This is a genomic window from Cupriavidus pinatubonensis (assembly GCF_019602855.1).
Taxonomy (GTDB): Bacteria; Pseudomonadota; Gammaproteobacteria; order Burkholderiales; family Burkholderiaceae; genus Cupriavidus; species Cupriavidus pinatubonensis.
In genome coordinates, this window is record NZ_CP080767.1 from 3,150,246 (window position 1) to 3,170,407 (window position 20,162).

The following is a 20,162-nucleotide window of genomic DNA, read 5'->3' on the forward strand; positions in this document are numbered from 1 at the left end:
GGCGCCCTTTGCCTCCCGCGCGAACGGATTGTGCCGCCGGAATGGCCGTCATCTCGGCCAAGGGCGGGGGTGCATCAGGCGCCGCGCGGCGTAGAATGGCGATATTCCCCAATCAACAACCGGATCGCGCCCCTTCCGTCGCCGACGCCGCCGACAACCGCCGACGGTTCCGGAAGCCTGCCGCATCGCGCAGCGACCCGCCGGAGACCCGCATGAACCACCCCGCGCCACACGCCGCCCTGGCTCGCCGCCCGTTGCCTTCTGCATTGCGTGACGCGCTGCAGGCACGCTTCGGCGACCGTTTCTCGACCTCCGCCGGCGTCTGCGAACACCATGGCCGCGACGAATCGCCGTTCCCGCCGGCGCTCCCGGACGGCGTGGTGTATGCGCACAGTACCGAGGAAGTGGCCGAGGTTGCGCGTCTGTGCAACGAGCACGGCGTGCCGTTGATCCCCTACGGTGCGGGCTCCTCGCTCGAAGGCCACCTGCTGGCCGTGGCCGGCGGCATCAGCCTGGACCTCTCGCAGATGAACAAGGTGCTGGCGATCCAGCCGGAAGACCTGACCGTCACCGTGCAGCCCGGCGTCACGCGCAAGCAGCTCAACCAGGACATCAAGGACACGGGCCTGTTTTTCCCGATTGACCCGGGCGCGGATGCGTCGCTGGGCGGCATGTGCGCGACGCGGGCCTCGGGGACCAATGCAGTGCGCTACGGCACGATGCGCGAGAACGTGCTCGCGCTGACCGTAGTGACCGCCGACGGGCGCGTGATCCACACTGGCACGCATGCGCGCAAGTCGTCGGCGGGCTATGACCTGACGCGCCTGTTTATCGGTAGCGAAGGCACCCTCGGCATCATCACCGAGGTAACGGTGCGCCTGTACCCGCAGCCGGAAGCGATTTCCGCCGCGGTCTGCGCATTCCCAAGCATGAGCAGCGCCGTGCAGGCCGTGATCCAGACCATTCAGCTCGGCGTGCCGATCGCGCGCGTGGAGTTCGTCGATGCGCTGGCCATCCGCGCGATCAACCGGCACGACAACCTGACGCTGCCCGAAATGCCGCATCTGTTCTTCGAGTTCCACGGCACCGAGGCCGGCGTGCGCGAACAGGCCGAGACCGTGCAGCAGATCACCACCGAGCACGGCGGCCAGGACTTCGAGTGGGCCACGCGGCCCGAAGACCGCAGCCGTCTGTGGAACGCTCGCCATACCGCGTATTTCGCGATGCTGCAGCTCAAGCCGGGCTGCCGCGCAGTGACCACCGACGTGTGCGTGCCGATCTCGCGCCTGGCCGACTGCGTGGCCGAGACCGAGAAAGACCTGATCGCCTCGTCGCTGCCCTGCCCGATCGTCGGGCACGTCGGCGACGGCAATTTCCACGTCGCGATCCTGATCGACCCCGACAAGCCCGAAGAGATGGCCGAGGCCGAGGACATCAACCGCCGCATCGTCGAGCGCGCGCTGGCGATGGGCGGCACCTGCACCGGCGAACATGGCGTCGGCCTGCACAAGATGGATTTCCTGGTGCAGGAGCATGGCGAGGACGCGCTGGACCTGATGCGCGTGATCAAGCACGCGCTCGATCCGAACGGCATCCTGAATCCGGGCAAGATCTTCCGCTCCGCGCGCGGCCCGGCGGGCTGAGCGGCATGGCTTCGATGTTCAACCGCGTCCCGCCTCTGCACCTGCTCGTGGCCTTTGAGGCCGCGGCGCGCCTGGGCAGTTTCGCGCGCGCGGCCGAGGAGTTGTCGGTCACGCCCAGCGCGGTGTCGCACCGCATCAAGAACCTGGAAGAGCTCTGGGGCGAGGATCTGTTCGTGCGCTCGAACGCTGCGCTGCGCCTGACTGCGGCCGGCACGCGTTATCTGCGCAACGTGCAGGACGCGCTCAAATCGCTCAACGAACTGGCGCGGCCCGAGTACAACAAGATGCGCACGCGGCTGCGCGTGGCGATCCCACCGACGTTCGGGCGCCAGCACCTGGTGCCGCGCTTGCCCGAGTTCGGCGCGCTGTATCCGCATATCGACATCGAGCTGCACCTGGCCATCCCGTTCCTAGACGTGAAGGCCGAAGACACCGATGTCGAGATCCGCTACGGAACGGGCCGCTATCCGGACCTGAAGACGACCAAGCTGCTGGTCGAGCCCGTGTTCCCGGCCTGCGGGCGCGAGTACTACGAGCGCGTCAACGGCCGCGCCATCACCAAGCCCGAGCATCTGCACGGACTGGTGCTGCTGCGCAGTCCGCTGGAACCGTGGAAGCCGTGGTTCGAAACCGCCGGCCTGGACTGGCCCGAGCCGCAGACCGGTCCGCAGCTCAACGATATCGGCCTGATGCTGGAAGCGGTCGCCTCCAACCAGGGCGTGGCGCTTGTGCGCCAGCGCATGGCGCGGCACTGGCTGTCGCTGGGCCAGATGGTAAGGCTGCTCGATATCGAATCGGTGTCGCCGCACGGCTACTACATCGTCGAGCGCGAACAGGCGCCACTCAAGCCCGAAGCGCGCTACTTCGTCGACTGGCTCTTGAGCCTGGACTGGTAAGGAAGAGACTCGCCATGGAACTGCGCCTGTTGACCCCCACCGATGCTCTCGCTTTCCAGGCCTTGCGCCTGGCCGGGTTGGTCGAGGCGCCCGAGGCATTCGCCTCCAGCCTGGAAGAGGAAACAGACCTGCCGATCGAGGTCGTGGCCGCGCGTCTTGCCGCGAATGACGACGGCGCTGTGTTTGGCGCCTTTGACGGCAGCGAACTGGCCGGCGTGGTCGGCGTACTGCGCGAAGCCAAGCGCAAGCACCGCCACAAGGCGTTCATCTGGGGCATGTACATTGCGCCCGCGTGGCGCGACCGCAAGCTCGGCCGCGCGCTGATGGAATTCGCGCTGCAACGCGCCGCGGCCATGCCGGACGTGCGCCAGGTCACGCTGTGCGTCAACGCGGGCAGTACCGGAGCGGTGCGCCTGTATGAATCGCTCGGCTTCGTGCGCTTTGGCCTGGAACCCGAAGCGCTGTACGTTGCGCCGCACTTCCACGACAAGCTCGACATGGTGTACCGGCTGCCGGCCACGACCGCACCCTGACGCCGCCCGGCGCGGCCTTCCCTGCACGCGCCCGGCGATGCTACGCTGATCTGGCAGGCCCGGCACCGCACAGCGGACCGTGGCCATGATGAGCATTTTTGATCGGCTTGCCGTGCCGAATTCACGTACCGGGGCGTGCTGGCGGCGCAAGCGCTGCGCTATAGTCACCCGTCCCCTCCGGCCGCACGCCGGCCTCGCAGACAGGCACATAGGAGTCGCCATGAATGCCCCGCACGAAGCCCCACTGACCACCGGCGCCACACCCGCCGGTAACGGCGCCGCCGATGGCCGCCGCAGCGCGCTGCTGGCGGGCCTTGCGCAGATCCTGCCGGACGCCGCATTGCTGTGGAAGCCGGAAGACACCGTCCCCTACGAGTGCGACGGCCTGGCCGCCTACCGCCAGGTGCCGATGGCCGTGGCCCTGCCCGATACCGAGGAACAGGTCTGCGCGATCCTGCGCCTGTGCCACAGGCTCAGCGTGCCCGTGGTGCCGCGCGGCGCGGGGACGAGCCTGTCCGGCGGCGCCATGCCGATCGCCGAAGGGCTGGTGCTGTCGCTGGCCAAGTTCAAGCGCATCCTGAAAGTTGACCCGCACTCACGCACCGCGGTGGTCCAGCCGGGCGTGCGCAACCTGGCCATCTCCGACGCCGCCGCTCCCTTCAACCTGTATTACGCGCCCGATCCGTCGTCGCAGATCGCCTGCACCATCGGCGGCAACGTCAGCGAAAATTCGGGCGGCGTGCACTGCCTGAAATACGGCCTGACCGTGCATAACGTGCTGCGCGTGCGCGCGGTGACGATGGAAGGCGAGGTCGTCGTGTTCGGCTCCGAAGCCCCGGATTCGCCGGGCCTGGATCTGCTCGCCGCAATGATCGGCTCCGAAGGCATGCTGGCCGTGGTAACCGAAGTCACCGTGCGCCTGATCCCGAAGCCCCAGCTTGCGCAGGTGATCATGGCCTGCTTCGACGACGTGGAAAAAGGCGGCAACGCGGTGGCCGCGATCATCGCGGCCGGCATCATCCCGGCAGGCCTGGAGATGATGGACAAACCCGCCACGGCCGCCGTGGAAGAGTTCGTGCACGCTGGCTACGACCTCGACGCCGCGGCCATCCTGCTATGCGAATCCGATGGCACGCCCGAGGAGGTCGCAGAGGAAATCGAGCGCATGAGCGCGGTGCTGACGGCTTCGGGGTGCACGCGCATCGTCGTCTCGCAGAACGAAGCCGAGCGCCTGCGTTTCTGGAGCGGCCGCAAGAACGCGTTCCCGGCGGCGGGCCGCATCTCGCCTGACTATTACTGCATGGACGGCACTATCCCGCGCAAGCATATCGGCACACTGCTGCGCCGCATCGAAGAGATGGAGCGCAAGTACGCGCTGCGCTGCATCAACGTGTTCCATGCCGGCGACGGCAATATGCATCCGCTGATCCTGTTCGATGGTGCGGACGAGGACCAGTGGCACCGTGCCGAGCTGTTTGGCTCGGACATCCTGGAAGCTTGCGTGGAACTGGGCGGCACCGTCACCGGCGAACACGGCGTGGGCGTGGAGAAGCTCAACTCGATGTGCGTGCAGTTCTCGCCGTCCGAGCGCGATGCCTTCTTTGGCGTCAAGGCTGCCTTCGACCCGGCGCGACTGCTGAACCCGGACAAGGCCATCCCGACGCTCGCGCGCTGCGCCGAATACGGCAAGATGCACGTCAAGAAGGGGCTGCTGCCCCACCCCGACCTGCCGCGCTTCTGAACGACGCGCCAGCCATGCCGCACCGCGAGACCAACCAGACCCTGCGCCAGCGCCTCGGCCGGCCCGAGACCGGCTGGCGCGAGCGCTGGTACACGATCATCTTCGAGGCCGATACGCGCGAAGGCCGGCTGTTCGACATCACGCTGCTGGTCGCCATCGTGGCCAGCGTGCTGATCGTGATGGTCGACAGCCTGCAAGGCGTGAACGAACACCTGCGCACGCTGTTCACGGTGCTCGAGTGGATGTTCACGCTGCTGTTCACGGCCGAGTACGTGATGCGGATCCTGGTGGTGCAGCGGCCGTGGCGCTATGTGTTCAGCTTTTTCGGCGTCATCGATTTCATCTCGATCATGCCGACGTGGCTCGCGTTCTTCCTGCCGGAGCTCGCGTTCCTGATCGATGTACGGCTGCTGCGGCTGCTGCGCGTGTTCCGGATCCTCAAGCTCACGGTGTACTTCGAGGAAGCCGAGATCCTGTACCGCGCGCTCGCTAACAGCCGGCGCAAGATCTTCGTGTTCCTGGGCACGGTGTTCATCATCACCGTGATCCTCGGCACGGTGATGTACGTGGTGGAAGGCCCGCAACATGGCTTCACGAGCATCCCTGTGAGCATGTACTGGGCCGTGGTGACGCTGACCACGACTGGCTTTGGCGACATGGTGCCGAAGACCCCGCTGGGGCAGTTCATCACCTCGCTGACGATCCTGCTGGGCTACGGCATCATCGCGTTCCCGACCGGCATCGTCGGCGCCGAGCTGGCCGCCAGCATCATGAAACGCCCGCTCACGACGCGCACCTGCACGCACTGCCTGACCGAGGGGCACGACGCGGATGCGCTGTACTGCAAGCATTGCGGCAGCAAACTGCCCGAGTACCAGAACGACCGCCCAGAAGTACCGGGCGGGCCCGCCGGCGGTCGCCGGAAAGACGCCTGACCCACGGGCAATACGTACCCGCACGATAAAGAACCGGACCCACATGCAAGCCACTCTCGACGCCCTCCGCGATGCCGTACGGCATGCCTCCGAGACGCGCACGCCGCTGCGCCTGCGCGGCGGCGGCAGCAAGGACTTCTATGGCAATGCCATGGACGGCGCACTGCTCGATACGCGCGCGTACCGCGGCATCGTCGAATACGATCCTGCCGAGCTGGTGGTCACCGCACGCTGCGGCACGCCGCTGGCCGAGATCGAGGCCGCGCTCGCGGAGAAGCGCCAGATGCTGGCATTCGAGCCGCCGCATTTTGCCGCCCCGGGCCAAACGAGCAGCGCGACACTCGGCGGTGCCGTGGCCGCGGGCCTGTCCGGTCCGCGCCGGCAATCGGTCGGTGCGCTGCGCGACTTCGTACTGGGCGCGCAGATGATGGATGGCCACGGCGAGGTCATGAGCTTTGGCGGCCAGGTCATGAAGAACGTCGCGGGCTATGACGTGTCGCGGCTGCTGGCGGGATCGCTCGGCACGCTGGGGTTGATTCTCGAAGTCTCGCTCAAGGTGCTGCCGACGCCGTTCGACGACGCCACGCTGTGCTTTGCGATGAGCCAGGCCGAGGCCATCGACCGCATTAACCAGTGGGGCGGCCAGCCGCTGCCGATCGCGGCTTCCGCATGGCATGAAGGCGTGTTGCACGTGCGGCTGTCGGGCGCCACGGCCGCAGTGCGAGCCGCACGCGCGCGGCTCGGCGGCGATGCCGTCGCGCAGGACGAAGGCGTGGTCTTCTGGCAGTCGCTGCGCGAACAGACGCATGCGTTCTTCGCGCCGGCGCTGCAGGGCCGCGCGCTGTGGCGCCTGGCGGTGCCGCCGACATCGGCGCCGCTGGATCTGCCCGGCTCACAGCTGGTCGAATGGGGCGGCGGGCAGCGCTGGTGGCTGCCCGATGCGGGCCCGGACGGCAACCATGCCAGGCTCGTGCGGGGAACCGCGCAGGCCGTCGGCGGACATGCCACGCTGTTCCGCAACGGCGACAAGTCGGTCGGCGTGTTCACACCACTGGCCGCACCGCTGGCCGCGATCCATGCACGGCTGAAGGCCACCTTCGACCCGGCAGGCATCTTCAATCCGCAGCGCATGTACCCCGGCCTCTGAGCCGCGCGCATCGTTCAACGCCAAGGCAAACCCACCCCACACCATGCAAACGACCCTGGCCAATTTTCTCCGCAATACGCCTGAAGGCGAGGAAGCCAAGTCTATCGTCGGCAAATGCGTGCACTGCGGCTTCTGCACTGCTACCTGTCCGACCTACCAGTTGCTCGGCGACGAGCTCGACGGCCCGCGCGGGCGCATCTACCTGATGAAGCAGGTGCTGGAGGGGAATGCCGTCAGCGAAAGCACACGTCTGCACCTGGACCGCTGCCTGACGTGCCGCAACTGCGAATCGACCTGCCCTTCGGGCGTGCGCTACGGGCGGCTCGTGGACATCGGCCGGCAGGTGGTGGATGAACAGCTTGAAGCGCGCGGCGTGCGTCGTCCCGCGCGCGAACGCGTGGCGCGCTGGGTGCTGCGCGAAGGCCTGACACGCCCCGCCCTGTTTGGCACCGCGCTGAAGCTGGGGCAGATGGTGCGGCCGATGCTGCCGCCCACGCTGCGCAACAAAGTGCCCCAACTCAGCAAGTCCGCCGAGCCCGGCCAATGGCCGCGCACCACGCATGCACGCAAGATGCTGTTGCTCGACGGTTGCGTGCAACCGGCCATGTCGCCCAACATCAATGCCGCAACCGCGCGCGTGTTCGACCGTGTCGGCGTACAACTGATCGTGGCGCGCGAAGCGGGCTGTTGTGGCGCCATCCGCTTCCACACCGGCGACCACGATGGCGGCCTCGACAATATGCGCCGCAATATCGATGCATGGTGGCCGCATCTCGAAGCGGGCGCCGAGGCCATCGTCATGACCGCATCGGGCTGCGGTGCCATGGTCAAGGACTACGGCCACCTGCTGCGCAACGACCCCCGCTACGCCGAGCGCGCGCGCCGCGTCTCGGCACTCACGCGCGACCTGTCGGAGATCCTGCCGGACTTTGCCGACCTGCTGCACAAGCGCGCCGGCGCGGTGCCGCGCGATGGACGCCGCGTGGCGTACCACCCGCCATGCACCCTTCAGCACGGCCAGCAGATCCGCGGCAAGGTCGAAGCGCTCTTGACCGGCCTCGGTGTGGAAGTCAAACTCTGCGCTGACAGCCACCTGTGCTGCGGCTCGGCGGGCACGTATTCCGTGTTGCAGCCGGAACTGGCCTACCGCCTGCGCGACGACAAGCTCGCCAAACTGCAGGCCACCGAGCCCGAAGCCATCGTGTCGGCCAATATCGGCTGCATCACCCACCTGCAGGGCGGCACTGAAACGCCGGTCGTGCACTGGATCGAACTGGTGGACAAGATGCTGGGCTGAACAGCCCCGGGGCGTGGTTGTCTCCCCGCTCCCGCTTGCGGGAGCGGGGATAAACAGTACAACCAAGACGCCCTCATGCTCCAGACCTTTGCCATCCTCCTGGTTTTCCAATCCGTCGGCGAGGTGGTCAGCTACGCGCTGCGCCTGCCCGTGCCCGGCCCCGTGCTGGGCATGATCATGCTGTTCGGCTGGCTCGTCTTCGACGACCGCCTGCTGCCCATCATCCAGGGCACGACCAGCGAACTGCTCAAGCACCTGTCGCTGCTGTTCGTGCCGGCCGGCGTCGGCATCATGGTCCACGCGAACCGCATCGAAGGCGAGTGGATGCCAATCCTGATCGCACTCGTGGTATCGACCTGGCTCGCCATCGCGACCACCGCCGTGGTCACGCGCATGCTGATGCGCAAGCCCAAGGCGCCCGCCGCGCAGGCTGCCAATGCTGCCGACCACAGCGGAGAACAAGCATGATGACGCCCCGCCTCAACGAGATCTGGGTCTACCTTGCCGCGAGCCCGCTGGTCGGGCTGACCGCAACGCTGCTGGCCTATGTGTTCGCGTTCCGCATCTACGAGCGCTCGCGTTTCTCGCCGCTGGCCAACCCGGTGATGATCGCCGTGGCGCTGCTGGTCACGGTGCTGACAGTCACGGGCACGCCGTACAAGACCTACTTCGATGGTGCGCAGTTCGTGCACTTCCTGCTCGGCCCCGCCACCGTGGCGCTGGCCGTGCCGCTCTACCTGCAACTGCCCAAGCTGCGCACGCATGTGTTCCCGCTGCTGGTAGGCCTCGTCGCCGGATCGCTGGTCGCGGTGGTATCGGCGGTCGGCATTGCATGGCTGCTCGGCGCATCGCGCGAGACGGTGCTGTCGCTCGCACCGAAGTCGGTGACGATCCCGATCGCCATGGGCGTAGCCGAGAAGATCGGCGGGCTGCCTTCGCTGACCGCAGTGCTGGTGATGGCCACCGGCATCATCGGCGCAGTCAGCGCAACCAGCCTGCTGAACCTGCTGCGCGTCCGCGACTACACGGTGCGTGGTTTCGCCACTGGCGTGGCGGCGCACGGCATCGGCACCGCGCGCGCATTCCAGGTGAACCAGGAAGCCGGTGCATTCGCCGCGCTCGGCATGGGACTCAACGGCGTGCTGACAGCCATCATGGTGCCGGTGCTGGCGGCCTGGATGCCCCACTGAACGTGCTGACACGCTCCTGACAGGACGCTGTCAGCAGGCCCCGCGCAAGATGCGGACTCCTTTTCCCCGTGACCAAGGAGTCCATCATGAGCAACGGTCTGATCAACTGGCTGGAGATCCCCGTCGTCGATATGCATCGTGCGATCCACTTCTACGAGCAGGTATTCCAAACGACGCTCAAGCGCGAAACCATGAGCCAGGTCGACATGGCGGTGTTCCCGAACCCAGATCCCGGCGGCGCGCTCGTGGCCGGCGAAGGCTACCGGCCCAGCCAGCACTACGGCCCGGTGCCTTATCTGCACGCGCCAGGGCTCGATGCGCTGCTGCAGCGCGTGGCCCACGCGGGCGGCAAGACCGTGTTCGGTCCGCTCCAGCTGCCCGGCGACATCGGCCGCATCGCGCATATCGCCGACAGCGAGGGCAACCGCATCGGCCTGCACGAGCCGTTCACGGGCTAATGCCCGCCATACCGGAGGACCGATGAGCCGCCGCGCCGACCGCCTGTTCCAGATCGTCCAGGTCCTGCGCGGGCGCCGCCTGACCACGGCGGCGTTGCTCGCGCAGCGGCTCGGCGTGTCCGAGCGCACGGTCTACCGTGATATCCAGGCGCTGTCGCTGTCGGGCGTGCCGGTCGAGGGCGAGGCCGGTATTGGCTATCGGCTGCGTGCCGATTTCGATGTCCCGCCGCTGATGTTCACCGCCCTCGAAGTCGAAGCGCTGGTGGCCGGCCTTCGCCTGCTCAAGGCCTGGGGCGGTGGTGCGCTCGCGGCCGCCGCCGACCCCGCGCTGGAAAAGCTGATGGCAGCTCTGCCGCCGCCACGCCGGCTAGCTGCGCAGCAAAGCCGCGTGTTCGCGCCGGAGTATGTCAATCGCGCGCAGGTACGTGAGGCATTCGACGTCGTGCACGGCGCGCTTGGGTCGCAAAGGCTTCTGCTGCTTGACTATTGTGATGCCGAACAGCGCATCACCGAACGCGTGGTGCAGCCGCTCGGCCTGTTTTTCTGGGGCAATGCATGGCTGCTGGCGGCATGGTGCACGACGCGCACCGACTACCGCAGTTTTCGCCTGGACCGCTGCCGCGAAATCCGCATGCTCGACGACCGCTTCCACGAAACGCCGGACCGCTCGCTCAACGGCTTTCTGCGCGCGGTGCGGGCCAGTGGCGTATAGCGTGTTTCAGGCAGCCGGATCGGCCAGCAGCGTTTCGATATCCGCGCGGATCTCTTCCGGCTTGGTGATCGACCCGTAGCGCTTGTAGACCGTGCCGTCACGGCGCAGCAGGAACTTGGTGAAATTCCACTTGATTGCCTGCGTGCCGAGCACGCCGCGCTTCGCGCTGGTGAGCCATTGGTATAGCGGGTGCGCGTCAGGCCCCTTCACGTCGATCTTGGCGAACATCGGAAACTTGACGCTGAAGCGCGATTCGCAGAACTGGCCGATCTGCTGCGCGTCGCCTGGCTCCTGCTTGCCGAACTGGTTGCACGGGAATCCCAGCACTTCGAGTCCGCGCGCGGCGTACGCGTCGTGCAGGGCCTGCAGGCCCGCGTACTGCGGCGTAAAGCCGCATTCGCTGGCGGTGTTGACGATCAGCAGTACCTTGCCGCGGAACTGCGACAGCGGCACGGGCTGCCCCGCGAGGGACTTGGCTTCGAACTGGTAGACATTGCTCATGCGGACTTGGCTCCTGGAACGGACGCGCGGATCAGATAACGTTCAAGTGCTCGGTGCCGGCACCCAAATCGCTGTCCTTCCTGGTCGCACTGTGCAGCTTGATCATCAGCCGAAGGTCATTGAGCGAATCGGCATTGCGCAGCGCGTCCTCATACGTGATCTTGCCGCTTTCGTGCAGGTCGAACAACGCCTGGTCGAACGAAATCATGCCCTGCTCGCGCGATTTCTTGATCACTTCCTTGAGTTCGTGGATCTCGCCCTTGAAGATAAGGTCGGCCACCAGCGGCGTGCCGATCATGATTTCGACGGCCGGCACACGCCCCTTGCGGCCCGCTCGCGGCAGCAGCCGCTGCGACACCATGGCCTTCAGGTTCAGCGACAGGTCGATCAGCAACTGCTGGCGCTTCTCTTCCGGGAAGAAGTTGACAATACGGTCGATCGCCTGGTTGGCGTTGTTGGCGTGCAGCGTGGCCAGGCACAGGTGGCCGGTTTCCGCGTACTGCATCGCGTATTCCATGGTCTCGCGATCGCGGATTTCGCCGATCAGGATCACGTCGGGCGCCTGGCGCAGGGTGTTCTTCAGCGCCACATGCCAGGACTCGGTATCGATGCCCACCTCGCGCTGTGTGACGACGCAGTTCTGGTGCGCATGCACGTATTCGATCGGGTCCTCGATGGTGATGATGTGGCCGTACGAATGCGCATTGCGGTGATCGAGCATCGCCGCGAGCGTGGTCGACTTGCCCGAGCCCGTGGCGCCGGTCACGATCACCAGGCCGCGCTTGGACATGACGATCTCGTGAAGCGTGGGCGGCAAGTCAAGGTCCGACACCGACGGAATGCGCGTGTTGATGGTCCGCACCACCATGCCGGCCTTGCCCTGCTGGATAAAGGCCGATACGCGGAAGCGGCCGGCCTTGGGCGCCGAGATGGCGAAGTTGCATTCACGGCTGTCGTCGAACTCCTTGACCTGGCGCTCGTTCATGATCGAACGCACCAGGCCCAGCGCCTGCGTAGGATTCAGCGGCTGCTGCGAGACGGGCGTGATCTTGCCATCGACCTTGATAGCCGGCGGAAAGTCGGAGGTGATGAACAGGTCCGACCCGCGGTTGCTCACCATAAGCTCGAGCAGGTCGTTGATGTACTTGGCGGCGGATTCGCGGTCGAGCATGGCGTGGTCCTGCTGAATGGACGAATTGGGCGGATGGAGCGGAACGGCGGCCGCGCGCACGGCGCGGCACGGCACGGCGCGGGACTCAGCCCATGAAGGCGTCCGGGTTCTTGGCGATGGCGCGCGCGTCGCTGTAGCTGATCAGGCTGCGCTTGATCAGGTCCGACAGGCACTGGTCCAGCGTCTGCATGCCCAGGCCGCTGCTGGTCTGCATCATCGAGTACATCTGTGCAATCTTGTTCTCGCGGATCAGATGGCGGATCGCGGGCGTGGCGATCATGATCTCGTGCGCCGCGGTACGGCCATTGCCGTCGCGCGTCTTGAGCAGCGTCTGCGAGATCACCGCCTCGAGCGATTCGGACAGCATTGTGCGCACCATGTCCTTCTCTTCGGGCGGGAACACGTCTACCACACGGTCGATGGTCTTGGCCGCGGAACTCGTGTGCAGCGTGCCGAAAACCAGGTGGCCGGTTTCCGCCGCGGTCAGCGCGAGGCGGATGGTTTCAAGATCGCGCAATTCGCCGACGAGGATCACGTCCGGGTCTTCACGCAGTGCCGAACGCAGCGCGTTGGCAAACGAATGCGTGTGCGGACCGAGTTCGCGCTGGTTGATCAGGCTCTTCTTCGACTGGTGCACGAATTCGATCGGGTCTTCCACCGTGAGGATGTGGCCCATGTCGTTTTCGTTGCGGTGATCGACCATTGCCGCGAGCGTGGTCGACTTGCCCGAGCCGGTCGGCCCGGTCACCAGCACCAGGCCACGCGGCTTCATGCACAGGTCGGCGAACACCGCCGGCGCGCGCAGCTCTTCAAGCGTGAGAACCTTCGAGGGAATCGTACGGAACACCGCGGCCGCGCCGCGTTGCGTGTTGTAGGCGTTGACCCGGAAACGCGACAGGCCGCCGATCTCAAACGAGAAATCGATCTCGAGCCGTTCTTCGTAAACCTTGCGCTGGGAGTCGCTCATGATGTCGTACACCATGGCGTGGACGTCCTTGTGCGCCATGGACGCGACATTGATGCGCCGCATGTCGCCGTGGATACGTACCATCGGCGGCATGTCCGCCGAGAGATGCAAATCGGACGCCTTGTTCTTGACTGCGAAAGCCAATAGCTGCGCGATGTCCATCTATAATGACCCCACCCGATTAATTGTATGCAGTACTTTTAGTACTTCTTTTTACTTCTTCTGTATGTCCGCCGGATTATGTCTGTAATTGCCGCCAACTTGCAAGCTGTGTACCGCGGCATCGCGGCGGCGGCACAACAAGCCGGAAGGACGCCCGAAGAGGTGGCGCTGCTGGCCGTTTCCAAGACTGTCGCGCCTGGCATCGTGCGCGAGGCATTCGAGGCCGGACAGCGCGCTTTTGGCGAAAACTACGTGCAGGAAGGCGTGGAAAAGATCGTCGCGCTGGCCGACCTGCGCAGCCAGATCACATGGCATTTCATCGGGCCGCTGCAAAGCAACAAGACGCGTCTCGTCGCCGAGCATTTTGACTGGGTGCATGCGCTCGATCGCCTCAAGATCGCACAACGGCTGTCGGAACAGCGCCCGGCCGGCATGGCGCCGCTGCAGGTCTGCATCCAGGTGAATATCAGCAACGAGGCAAGCAAGAGCGGCGTAGCCCCCGGCGAGGTGCCGGAACTGGCTCGCGCCGTAGCCGCCCTGCCCGGCCTGCGGCTGCGCGGGCTGATGGCGATTCCCGAACCGGCGACCGATCCTGCGGCACAGCGCGAGCCATTCACCGCCATGCGCAACCTGTTGCAATCGCTGCAGGCCGAAGGCCTGCAGCTCGACACCTTGTCGATGGGCATGTCGGGCGACATGAACGCAGCGATCGCAGAAGGCGCCACCATCGTGCGCATCGGCACGGCCATTTTCGGCGCACGCGCTTGAGCGCCACGACAGCATTTCCCTACACCATTCCAGCCAGAGACTGACATGCTCGACACCCTGACCTTCGGCTTCCTTGGCGGCGGCAATATGGCCACCGCGCTGATCAGCGGCCTGATCGCCCGCGGCGTGCCCGCCGGTTCGATCCGCGTGGTCGATCCGTTCCCCGATGCGCAGCAGCGCCTGGTGCGCGACCTGCGCGTGCATGTCGCCGGCGCACCCGACGCGGCGTTCGGTGGGTCCGACGTCCTGGTGCTGGCCGTCAAGCCACAGCAGTTCCGTGAAGCCGCCGCCAGCTTGCTGCCGCACCTGCCTGCGACTGGCGCCGGCAACCTGATCATCAGCGTCGCCGCCGGGATTCGCCTGCAGGACATGGAGCGCTGGCTGGGCGGCCGCACGCGTCTGGTGCGCGCCATGCCGAATACGCCCGCACTGTCGGGCATGGGTATGACGGGCTTGGCCGCGCCCGCCGGACTATCGCAACACGATCGCGCGATTGCCTCCGCCGTGGCGGAAGCCGTGGGCAAGAGCGCATGGGTCGATGGCGATGAGCAGATCGACGCGGTTACGGCCATTTCGGGCAGCGGTCCGGCTTATGTGTTCTATTTCATCGAAGCGATGGAACGTGCGGCGACGGAACTCGGCCTGACCACGCAGCAGGGTCGCGAGCTTGCGGTGCAGACTTTCCTCGGGGCAGCCACGCTGGCCGGGCAATCGACGGAACCGGTCGCTACGTTGCGCGAGCGGGTGACATCCAAGGGTGGCACGACGTATGCGGCGCTCACTGCCATGGAAAGCGCTGGAATCGGCGATGCTTTCGTGCGCGCCATGCAGGCTGCAGCGGCGCGTGGGAAGGAGATGGGGGAAGAGTTCGGGAAGGATTGAGCGGGCGTTTAATCTGACAGGGCGCTCGCCATACAGCAGACCGGCTCCCCCCTCCCTTGTGAAGGGGAGAGGGGAGAAAACCTAGCGGATCGCGTAGGCCACCGCGGTTCCCGCAAACACGCAGGCACCCAGCCAGTTGTTATGGCGAAACGCCGCAAAACACCGCATGCGATCCCGGTCGCGGATCAGCGTGTAGTGATAGCCGGCGCAAACCGCCGCAGCAGCCAGCCCCACCCAATACGGCCACCCCAGCGACAGCATCACGCCTGCCCAGCCCATCAGCACCAGGAACGCCGCGTAGCACAGCATGATCGCGGCCACATCAAAGCGGCCAAACGTGATGGCCGAAGTCTTGATGCCAATCAGCAGGTCATCGTCGCGGTCCACCATCGCGTAGGCCGTGTCATAGGCGACCGCCCAGAACACATTCGCCAGCAACATCACCCACGCCACCAGCGGCACCTGATCCTGCACGGCCGCGAATGCCATCGGAATGCCGAAGCCAAACGCAATGCCGAGGTAAGCCTGCGGAATCGCGAAAAAGCGCTTGAAGAACGGATACGTGCCAGCTACCACGGCAGCCACCACCGCGAGCCATTTGGTCAGGCTGTTCAGCGGCAGGATCAGCGCGAATGCGATCAGCGCGAGCACGGCGGCAATCAGCACCGCTTCCCACGCCGCGATCTTTCCCGCGGTCAGCGGGCGTTCCTTCGTGCGTTTCACATGCTTGTCAAAATCGCGGTCGGCATAGTCGTTGATCGCGCAGCCTGCCGAGCGCATCAGGAACGTGCCGGCAAAGAAGATGCAGAACACGCTCAGCGCAGGTGGGCCACCGGCCGCCATCCACAGCGCCCACAGCGTGGGCCACAGCAGCAGCAGCGTGCCGATGGGCTTGTCGATGCGCACCAGGCGCGCATAGAGGGCTAGGCGTTCAGACATGGGAGCTTGGGGGAAGGAAAGCAACACGGCGACAGCGGGGCGAGAGGAATCGGAGGAGCACGCGTTCAACGGACAGCGCCCATCGAACGAAAACGCGCCGCAGCCAGGACGGTTGCGGCGCGTTGGGGCAGCATGGGGATCAGATGGCCATCAGGCCAGCATCGAGCGCAGCATCCACGCAGTCTTTTCGTGTGTCTGCATGCGCTGGGTCAGCAGGTCGGCCGACGGTTCGTCGCTGGCGGCATCGACCAGCGGGAAGATCGAGCGCGCGGTGCGCACCACGGCTTCCTGGCCTTCGACGAGCTTGCGGATCATTTCGGTCGCTTCCGGCACGCCTTCCTCTTCCTGGATCGACGATAGACGCGCGTATTCCTTGTAGGTGCCCGGAGCCGGATAGCCCAGCGCGCGGATGCGCTCGGCGATGGAATCGACGGCCAGCGCCAGTTCGTTGTACTGCGTCTCGAACATCAGATGCAGCGTGTTGAACATGGGACCCGTCACGTTCCAGTGGAAGTTATGGGTCTTGAGGTAGAGGGTGTAGGTGTCAGCCAGCAGCTTCGACAGGCCTTCCGCGATCTTCTTGCGGTCCTTGTCGGAAATGCCGATGTTCACGCTCATCTCATTCTTCTTTGCCATGGTGATTACGCTCCGTTCGGAAAACTGGGAAAGCATGGGTCGCCGCCCAAGGGCAGCCCAACCCGCGCTGGGTGGCATAACCCCGACATTATTGCATTACCATGCAAGCCCGGACAAACCCCGAGGCAATTGATATGTATGGGTTTCTGGTGGCGGTGGTGATCGCGCCTGGCAGGCGCCCGCGCCCGATTTCCTGACTCTACGCGGCTGCAAGCAGGTCGCCGGCTACGCCGACGAAATAGCGGCGCCGCCAAGAACGACAACCCGTCAAGCCGCCTCAGCCAACTCCTTGGCATTCAACTTCCTGACCCCCGGCAATTCACACGCCGCCACCGCGTTCGCCAACGCCTCCATAGCTGGCAGCCGCGTAAAACTCTTCCGCCAGGCCAATACCACGCGCCGGTCAGGTACGGGCTCGGCAAACGGCACATAGGCCAGCATATCGCCCTTGGCCTTCATATCCGGCACAGACGTGCGCGGCAGCACGGTTATTCCTACGCCGCTCGCCACCATATGGCGAATGGTCTCGAGGGACGAGCCTTCAAACGTCTTCTGGATCCCGTCCGACGCCTGCGAGAAGCGCGACAGCTCGGGGCAAACGCCAAGCACATGATCACGGAAGCAATGCCCGCTACCAAGCAGCAGCATGGTCTGCTGCTTCAGCTCATCCGGATCAACATGGCTGACCTGCGCAAGCTGGTGCCCGCGCGGCACGGCAACGACGAAAGGTTCGTCATAGAGCGGCCGCACAGTGAGACCGGAATCGGCAAACGGCTCAGCCATGATCGCGCAATCGATCTCGCCCTGCTTGAGCAGTTCGATCAGCTTGACCGTGTAGTTCTCCTGCAGCATCAGCGGCATCTGCGGTACGTTCTCGATCATCTGCTTGACCAGGGCCGGCAGCAGGTACGGCCCGATCGTGTAGATCACACCGACTCGCAGCGGACCGGCCAGCGGGTCCTTGCCCTGTTTGGCAATCTCGCGGATGGCCATGGTCTGTTCGAGCACGCGCTGGGCCTGGGCCACGATCTGCTCGCCGACGGAGGTCACGGAGACCTCCGAGGTGCCGCGCTCGAAGATCTGCACGTTGAGTTCGTCTTCCAGCTTCTTGATCGCCACCGACAGGGTCGGCTGCGATACGAAGCACGCTTCGGCAGCACGGCCGAAATGGCGCTCTCGCGCCACGGCGACGATGTACTTCAGTTCGGTGAGCGTCATGACTTATCAATGTGCGGTAGGCGATAGATTTTACCTTCGATTCCCGAATCTGTCAGAACGCCGCGCGAATGCGGCGAACAGGCCACTGCGTCGTCAAAAAGAGCCGTAGCTCAGGCCTTCAGGTAGTGCTCGCGCCCGCCGAGCCAGCGCGACAGATGCGCCTCCACCGCCTCAGGAAACTGCGCAAGCATCACCTGTGCGGCTTCCCGAGCATATTCGACGAGCCACGCATCGGTGTTCAGGTCGGCGAAGCGAAGCATCGCTTCACCGGACTGTCGCGCACCGAGAAATTCGCCTGGCCCGCGGATATCGAGGTCGCGCCGCGCGATCTCGAAGCCGTCGGTCGTCTCGCGCATGGTCGCAAGGCGCTCGCGCGCCGTGGGCGACAGCGGCGCCTGGTACATCAGCAGGCAGACGGACTCCGCGGTGCCCCGCCCGACGCGGCCGCGCAACTGGTGGAGCTGCGCGAGGCCGAAACGCTCGGCATGCTCGATCACCATCAACGAGGCATTGGGTACATCTACGCCGACTTCGATCACCGTCGTCGCCACCAGCACCTGCAGGCGGTTGGCGCTGAAATCGTCCATCACGGACGCCTTCTCGGCCGGCGGCAGGCGGCCGTGGACCAGGCCGACGCGCAGGTCCGGCAGCGCGGCGACCAGCGTTTCATAGGTTTCCACCGCGGTCTGGAGCTGCAGGGCTTCGCTTTCCTCGATCAGCGGGCAGACCCAGTAGACCTGGCGCCCTTCTGCGGCGGCATGGTGGATACGGTCGATGACTTCGTCACGCCGCTCGTCATTGACCAGGCGCGTGACGATCGGCGTGCGGCCCGGCGGCAATTCGTCGATCACGGATACGTCGAGGTCGGCGTAATACGTCATGGCCAGCGTGCGGGGAATCGGCGTGGCCGACATCATCAGCTGGTGCGGGACGGTGTCCGGGGCAGTTTGAGCAGGCTCCGCGCTGCCGGCCTTGCCACGCAACGCCAGCCGCTGCGCGACGCCGAAGCGGTGCTGCTCGTCCACCACTGACAAGCCCAGCCTGGCGAAGCGCACGGTGTCCTGGATCAGCGCATGCGTGCCGATGGCTAGCCGCGCTTCCCCTGACTCCACGCGAGCCACGGCCTCGCGCTTCTCGCGCGCCTTGAGGCTGCCGGCGAGCCATACCACCGGCACGCCCAGCGGCTCGAGCCACGCCGACAGCTTGCGATAGTGCTGCTCGGCCAGGATTTCCGTCGGCGCCATGATCGCGGCCTGGTAGCCGGCGTCGATGGCCTGGCACGCGGCCAGCGCCGCGACGATGGTCTTGCCGCTGCCCACGTCGCCCTGCAGCAGACGGTGCATCGGGTGCTGCGCGGTCATGTCGGCCGCGATTTCCTCGACGACGCGCTGCTGGGCGCCGGTCAGGCGGAACGGCAGTGCGGCCAGGAAGCGCGTGAGCAGGCCGCCTTCCTGCCGGGGCATCGATGGCGCGTTCTTTTCGCGCCGCGCCTCGTGGGCACGCCGCAAGGAAATCTGCTGAGCGAGCAGTTCATCAAACTTGATGCGCTGCCAGGCCGGATGCGACCGGTCGGCCAGTGCCGCCTCGCTTTCCTGCGGTGGCGGCGTATGCAGCAGGCGCAGGGATTCGGCGAGCGGGCGCAGCTTTAGCTTTGCGACCGGGCCTTCGAGCACGGCGGGGGGCAGCGTCTCGGGCAAGGGCGTACGCGCTAGCGCGCCGGAGATGGCTTTGCGCAGATAGGCTTGCGAAATACCGGCCGTGGCGGGATAGACGGGCGTGAGCCGGTCTGGCAAGGGCTCATCCGGTGCGACCGGCCGCACCGTCGGGTGCACCATCTCGGCCCCGAAGAAGCCGCCGCGGACTTCGCCGCGCACGCGCAGGCGCACGCCCTCTTCCATCTGCTTGGTCTGGCTGCCGTAGAAATTCAGGAAGCGCAGCGTGAGTTCGCCGCTGTCGTCAGCGATCTTCACGACGAGCTGGCGACGCGGGCGGAACGTGACTTCATTGGAAATCACTTCGCCTTCGACCTGTGCCGGCTGGCCGAGCCCGGAGCGGCGGATGGCTTCAGCGATCGGCATCAGCGTGGTTTCGTCCTCGTAGCGCATCGGCAGATGCAGCACGAGGTCGACGCTGCGCCGCAGCCCCATCTTGGCGAGCCGCGCGACGGCGGACGATGGCTTGCTGTCCTTGCCCGTCGCCTTGCTCCCAGCCTTGCCCGCTGCCTTGGCCTTCGCGGACGGCGCTGAGTCGGGGGCTTCGGCTTTGTCCTCGGTGGGTTCGGTGGCGGTTCCGGGCATCGGTAATCGGGCGGGCGGAGAAATAAGGGGGATCACACCGGGCCGGGCGGCGCCTGGCGCCCAAGCCTT

The 20,162-nt window shown here is 65.9% G+C and carries 20 protein-coding genes; 13 read left to right on the forward strand and 7 right to left on the reverse strand.

Annotated elements, in window-relative coordinates:
- The first annotated feature begins 212 nt into the window (after positions 1–212).
- From K2O51_RS27280 to K2O51_RS27330, 11 genes are all read left to right on the forward strand, one after another.
- Complete coding sequence (locus tag K2O51_RS27280; RefSeq protein WP_011298933.1) at positions 213–1,643, forward strand: FAD-binding oxidoreductase; 1,431 nt, start codon at positions 213–215, stop codon at positions 1,641–1,643.
- 5 nt (positions 1,644–1,648) lie between these two features.
- The gene (locus tag K2O51_RS27285) at positions 1,649–2,539 is read left to right on the forward strand and encodes a LysR substrate-binding domain-containing protein (protein ID WP_011298934.1); all 891 of its coding nucleotides are present in this window, start codon (positions 1,649–1,651) and stop codon (positions 2,537–2,539) included.
- A gap of 14 nt (positions 2,540–2,553) precedes the next feature.
- Positions 2,554–3,072: a GNAT family N-acetyltransferase gene (locus K2O51_RS27290; RefSeq protein ID WP_011298935.1), complete on the forward strand. Its 519-nt coding sequence runs from the start codon at positions 2,554–2,556 to the stop codon at positions 3,070–3,072.
- A 220-nt stretch (positions 3,073–3,292) separates the two neighbouring features.
- A complete protein-coding gene (locus K2O51_RS27295) occupies positions 3,293–4,813 on the forward strand; it encodes an FAD-linked oxidase C-terminal domain-containing protein (protein ID WP_011298936.1) in 1,521 nt (506 codons plus the stop codon).
- Between the two features lie 14 nt (positions 4,814–4,827).
- Complete coding sequence (locus K2O51_RS27300) at positions 4,828–5,748, forward strand: ion transporter (RefSeq protein ID WP_011298937.1); 921 nt, start codon at positions 4,828–4,830, stop codon at positions 5,746–5,748.
- 43 nt (positions 5,749–5,791) lie between these two features.
- Positions 5,792–6,895 carry a glycolate oxidase subunit GlcE gene (gene glcE / locus K2O51_RS27305; protein ID WP_011298938.1) on the forward strand — a complete coding sequence of 368 codons (1,104 nt, stop codon included), beginning with the start codon at positions 5,792–5,794 and terminating at the stop codon, positions 6,893–6,895.
- A gap of 43 nt (positions 6,896–6,938) precedes the next feature.
- A complete protein-coding gene (gene glcF, locus K2O51_RS27310; RefSeq protein ID WP_011298939.1) occupies positions 6,939–8,192 on the forward strand; it encodes a glycolate oxidase subunit GlcF in 1,254 nt (417 codons plus the stop codon).
- A gap of 75 nt (positions 8,193–8,267) precedes the next feature.
- The gene (locus tag K2O51_RS27315) at positions 8,268–8,660 is read left to right on the forward strand and encodes a CidA/LrgA family protein (RefSeq protein WP_011298940.1); all 393 of its coding nucleotides are present in this window, start codon (positions 8,268–8,270) and stop codon (positions 8,658–8,660) included.
- Positions 8,657–9,382: an LrgB family protein gene (locus K2O51_RS27320; RefSeq protein WP_011298941.1), complete on the forward strand. Its 726-nt coding sequence runs from the start codon at positions 8,657–8,659 to the stop codon at positions 9,380–9,382. The genes K2O51_RS27315 and K2O51_RS27320 overlap by 4 nt, the downstream gene beginning before the upstream one ends.
- Before the next feature lie 86 nt (positions 9,383–9,468).
- The gene (locus K2O51_RS27325) at positions 9,469–9,840 is read left to right on the forward strand and encodes a VOC family protein (protein ID WP_011298942.1); all 372 of its coding nucleotides are present in this window, start codon (positions 9,469–9,471) and stop codon (positions 9,838–9,840) included.
- A gap of 22 nt (positions 9,841–9,862) precedes the next feature.
- Positions 9,863–10,552 carry a helix-turn-helix transcriptional regulator gene (locus K2O51_RS27330; protein ID WP_011298943.1) on the forward strand — a complete coding sequence of 230 codons (690 nt, stop codon included), beginning with the start codon at positions 9,863–9,865 and terminating at the stop codon, positions 10,550–10,552.
- 6 nt (positions 10,553–10,558) lie between these two features.
- Here K2O51_RS27330 and K2O51_RS27335 read toward each other — a convergent pair whose 3' ends face one another.
- The 3 genes from K2O51_RS27335 to K2O51_RS27345 form a co-directional block, all read right to left on the reverse strand.
- Complete coding sequence (locus K2O51_RS27335) at positions 10,559–11,053, reverse strand: glutathione peroxidase (RefSeq protein ID WP_011298944.1); 495 nt, start codon at positions 11,051–11,053, stop codon at positions 10,559–10,561.
- Positions 11,054–11,084: 31 nt separating this feature from the next.
- A complete protein-coding gene (locus tag K2O51_RS27340; RefSeq protein WP_011298945.1) occupies positions 11,085–12,224 on the reverse strand; it encodes a PilT/PilU family type 4a pilus ATPase in 1,140 nt (379 codons plus the stop codon).
- Between the two features lie 85 nt (positions 12,225–12,309).
- On the reverse strand, positions 12,310–13,353 hold the full coding sequence (locus tag K2O51_RS27345) for a type IV pilus twitching motility protein PilT (RefSeq protein WP_011298946.1): 1,044 nt from the start codon (positions 13,351–13,353) through the stop codon (positions 12,310–12,312).
- 78 nt (positions 13,354–13,431) lie between these two features.
- Between K2O51_RS27345 and K2O51_RS27350 the strand changes: the two genes are divergently transcribed.
- A complete protein-coding gene (locus K2O51_RS27350; protein ID WP_140951563.1) occupies positions 13,432–14,121 on the forward strand; it encodes a YggS family pyridoxal phosphate-dependent enzyme in 690 nt (229 codons plus the stop codon).
- 45 nt (positions 14,122–14,166) lie between these two features.
- Positions 14,167–15,003, forward strand: a complete 837-nt coding sequence (proC, locus tag K2O51_RS27355) for a pyrroline-5-carboxylate reductase (RefSeq protein ID WP_011298948.1) — start codon at positions 14,167–14,169, stop codon at positions 15,001–15,003.
- A gap of 81 nt (positions 15,004–15,084) precedes the next feature.
- On the opposite strand, the gene ubiA is transcribed toward proC, so the two are convergent.
- The 4 genes from ubiA to recG all read right to left on the reverse strand — a co-directional run bounded on the left by ubiA (position 15,085) and on the right by recG (position 20,093).
- Positions 15,085–15,942, reverse strand: coding sequence for a 4-hydroxybenzoate octaprenyltransferase (gene ubiA / locus K2O51_RS27360; protein ID WP_011298949.1), 858 nt, complete (start codon positions 15,940–15,942; stop codon positions 15,085–15,087).
- Positions 15,943–16,092: 150 nt separating this feature from the next.
- Positions 16,093–16,578, reverse strand: a complete 486-nt coding sequence (locus K2O51_RS27365; protein WP_011298950.1) for a Dps family protein — start codon at positions 16,576–16,578, stop codon at positions 16,093–16,095.
- A gap of 267 nt (positions 16,579–16,845) precedes the next feature.
- Positions 16,846–17,796, reverse strand: a complete 951-nt coding sequence (locus K2O51_RS27370; RefSeq protein WP_011298951.1) for a LysR substrate-binding domain-containing protein — start codon at positions 17,794–17,796, stop codon at positions 16,846–16,848.
- 110 nt (positions 17,797–17,906) lie between these two features.
- Entirely contained in the window at positions 17,907–20,093 is a 2,187-nt protein-coding gene (gene recG / locus K2O51_RS27375; RefSeq protein WP_011298952.1) for an ATP-dependent DNA helicase RecG, read from the reverse strand.
- Positions 20,094–20,162: the final 69 nt, after the last annotated feature.

What these genes read in the sequence shown, in the direction of transcription:
- K2O51_RS27280 (WP_011298933.1), top strand. Translation starts at nt 213, where the DNA reads ATGAACCACCCCGCGCCACACGCCGCCCTGGCTCGCCGCCCGTTGCCT.
- K2O51_RS27285 (WP_011298934.1), top strand. Translation starts at nt 1,649, where the DNA reads ATGGCTTCGATGTTCAACCGCGTCCCGCCTCTGCACCTGCTCGTGGCC.
- K2O51_RS27290 (WP_011298935.1), top strand. Translation starts at nt 2,554, where the DNA reads ATGGAACTGCGCCTGTTGACCCCCACCGATGCTCTCGCTTTCCAGGCC.
- K2O51_RS27295 (WP_011298936.1), top strand. Translation starts at nt 3,293, where the DNA reads ATGAATGCCCCGCACGAAGCCCCACTGACCACCGGCGCCACACCCGCC.
- K2O51_RS27300 (WP_011298937.1), top strand. Translation starts at nt 4,828, where the DNA reads ATGCCGCACCGCGAGACCAACCAGACCCTGCGCCAGCGCCTCGGCCGG.
- glcE (WP_011298938.1), top strand. Translation starts at nt 5,792, where the DNA reads ATGCAAGCCACTCTCGACGCCCTCCGCGATGCCGTACGGCATGCCTCC.
- glcF (WP_011298939.1), top strand. Translation starts at nt 6,939, where the DNA reads ATGCAAACGACCCTGGCCAATTTTCTCCGCAATACGCCTGAAGGCGAG.
- K2O51_RS27315 (WP_011298940.1), top strand. Translation starts at nt 8,268, where the DNA reads ATGCTCCAGACCTTTGCCATCCTCCTGGTTTTCCAATCCGTCGGCGAG.
- K2O51_RS27320 (WP_011298941.1), top strand. Translation starts at nt 8,657, where the DNA reads ATGATGACGCCCCGCCTCAACGAGATCTGGGTCTACCTTGCCGCGAGC.
- K2O51_RS27325 (WP_011298942.1), top strand. Translation starts at nt 9,469, where the DNA reads ATGAGCAACGGTCTGATCAACTGGCTGGAGATCCCCGTCGTCGATATG.
- K2O51_RS27330 (WP_011298943.1), top strand. Translation starts at nt 9,863, where the DNA reads ATGAGCCGCCGCGCCGACCGCCTGTTCCAGATCGTCCAGGTCCTGCGC.
- K2O51_RS27335 (WP_011298944.1), bottom strand. Translation starts at nt 11,053, where the DNA reads ATGAGCAATGTCTACCAGTTCGAAGCCAAGTCCCTCGCGGGGCAGCCC.
- K2O51_RS27340 (WP_011298945.1), bottom strand. Translation starts at nt 12,224, where the DNA reads ATGCTCGACCGCGAATCCGCCGCCAAGTACATCAACGACCTGCTCGAG.
- K2O51_RS27345 (WP_011298946.1), bottom strand. Translation starts at nt 13,353, where the DNA reads ATGGACATCGCGCAGCTATTGGCTTTCGCAGTCAAGAACAAGGCGTCC.
- K2O51_RS27350 (WP_140951563.1), top strand. Translation starts at nt 13,432, where the DNA reads ATGTCTGTAATTGCCGCCAACTTGCAAGCTGTGTACCGCGGCATCGCG.
- proC (WP_011298948.1), top strand. Translation starts at nt 14,167, where the DNA reads ATGCTCGACACCCTGACCTTCGGCTTCCTTGGCGGCGGCAATATGGCC.
- ubiA (WP_011298949.1), bottom strand. Translation starts at nt 15,942, where the DNA reads ATGTCTGAACGCCTAGCCCTCTATGCGCGCCTGGTGCGCATCGACAAG.
- K2O51_RS27365 (WP_011298950.1), bottom strand. Translation starts at nt 16,578, where the DNA reads ATGGCAAAGAAGAATGAGATGAGCGTGAACATCGGCATTTCCGACAAG.
- K2O51_RS27370 (WP_011298951.1), bottom strand. Translation starts at nt 17,796, where the DNA reads ATGACGCTCACCGAACTGAAGTACATCGTCGCCGTGGCGCGAGAGCGC.
- recG (WP_011298952.1), bottom strand. Translation starts at nt 20,093, where the DNA reads ATGCCCGGAACCGCCACCGAACCCACCGAGGACAAAGCCGAAGCCCCC.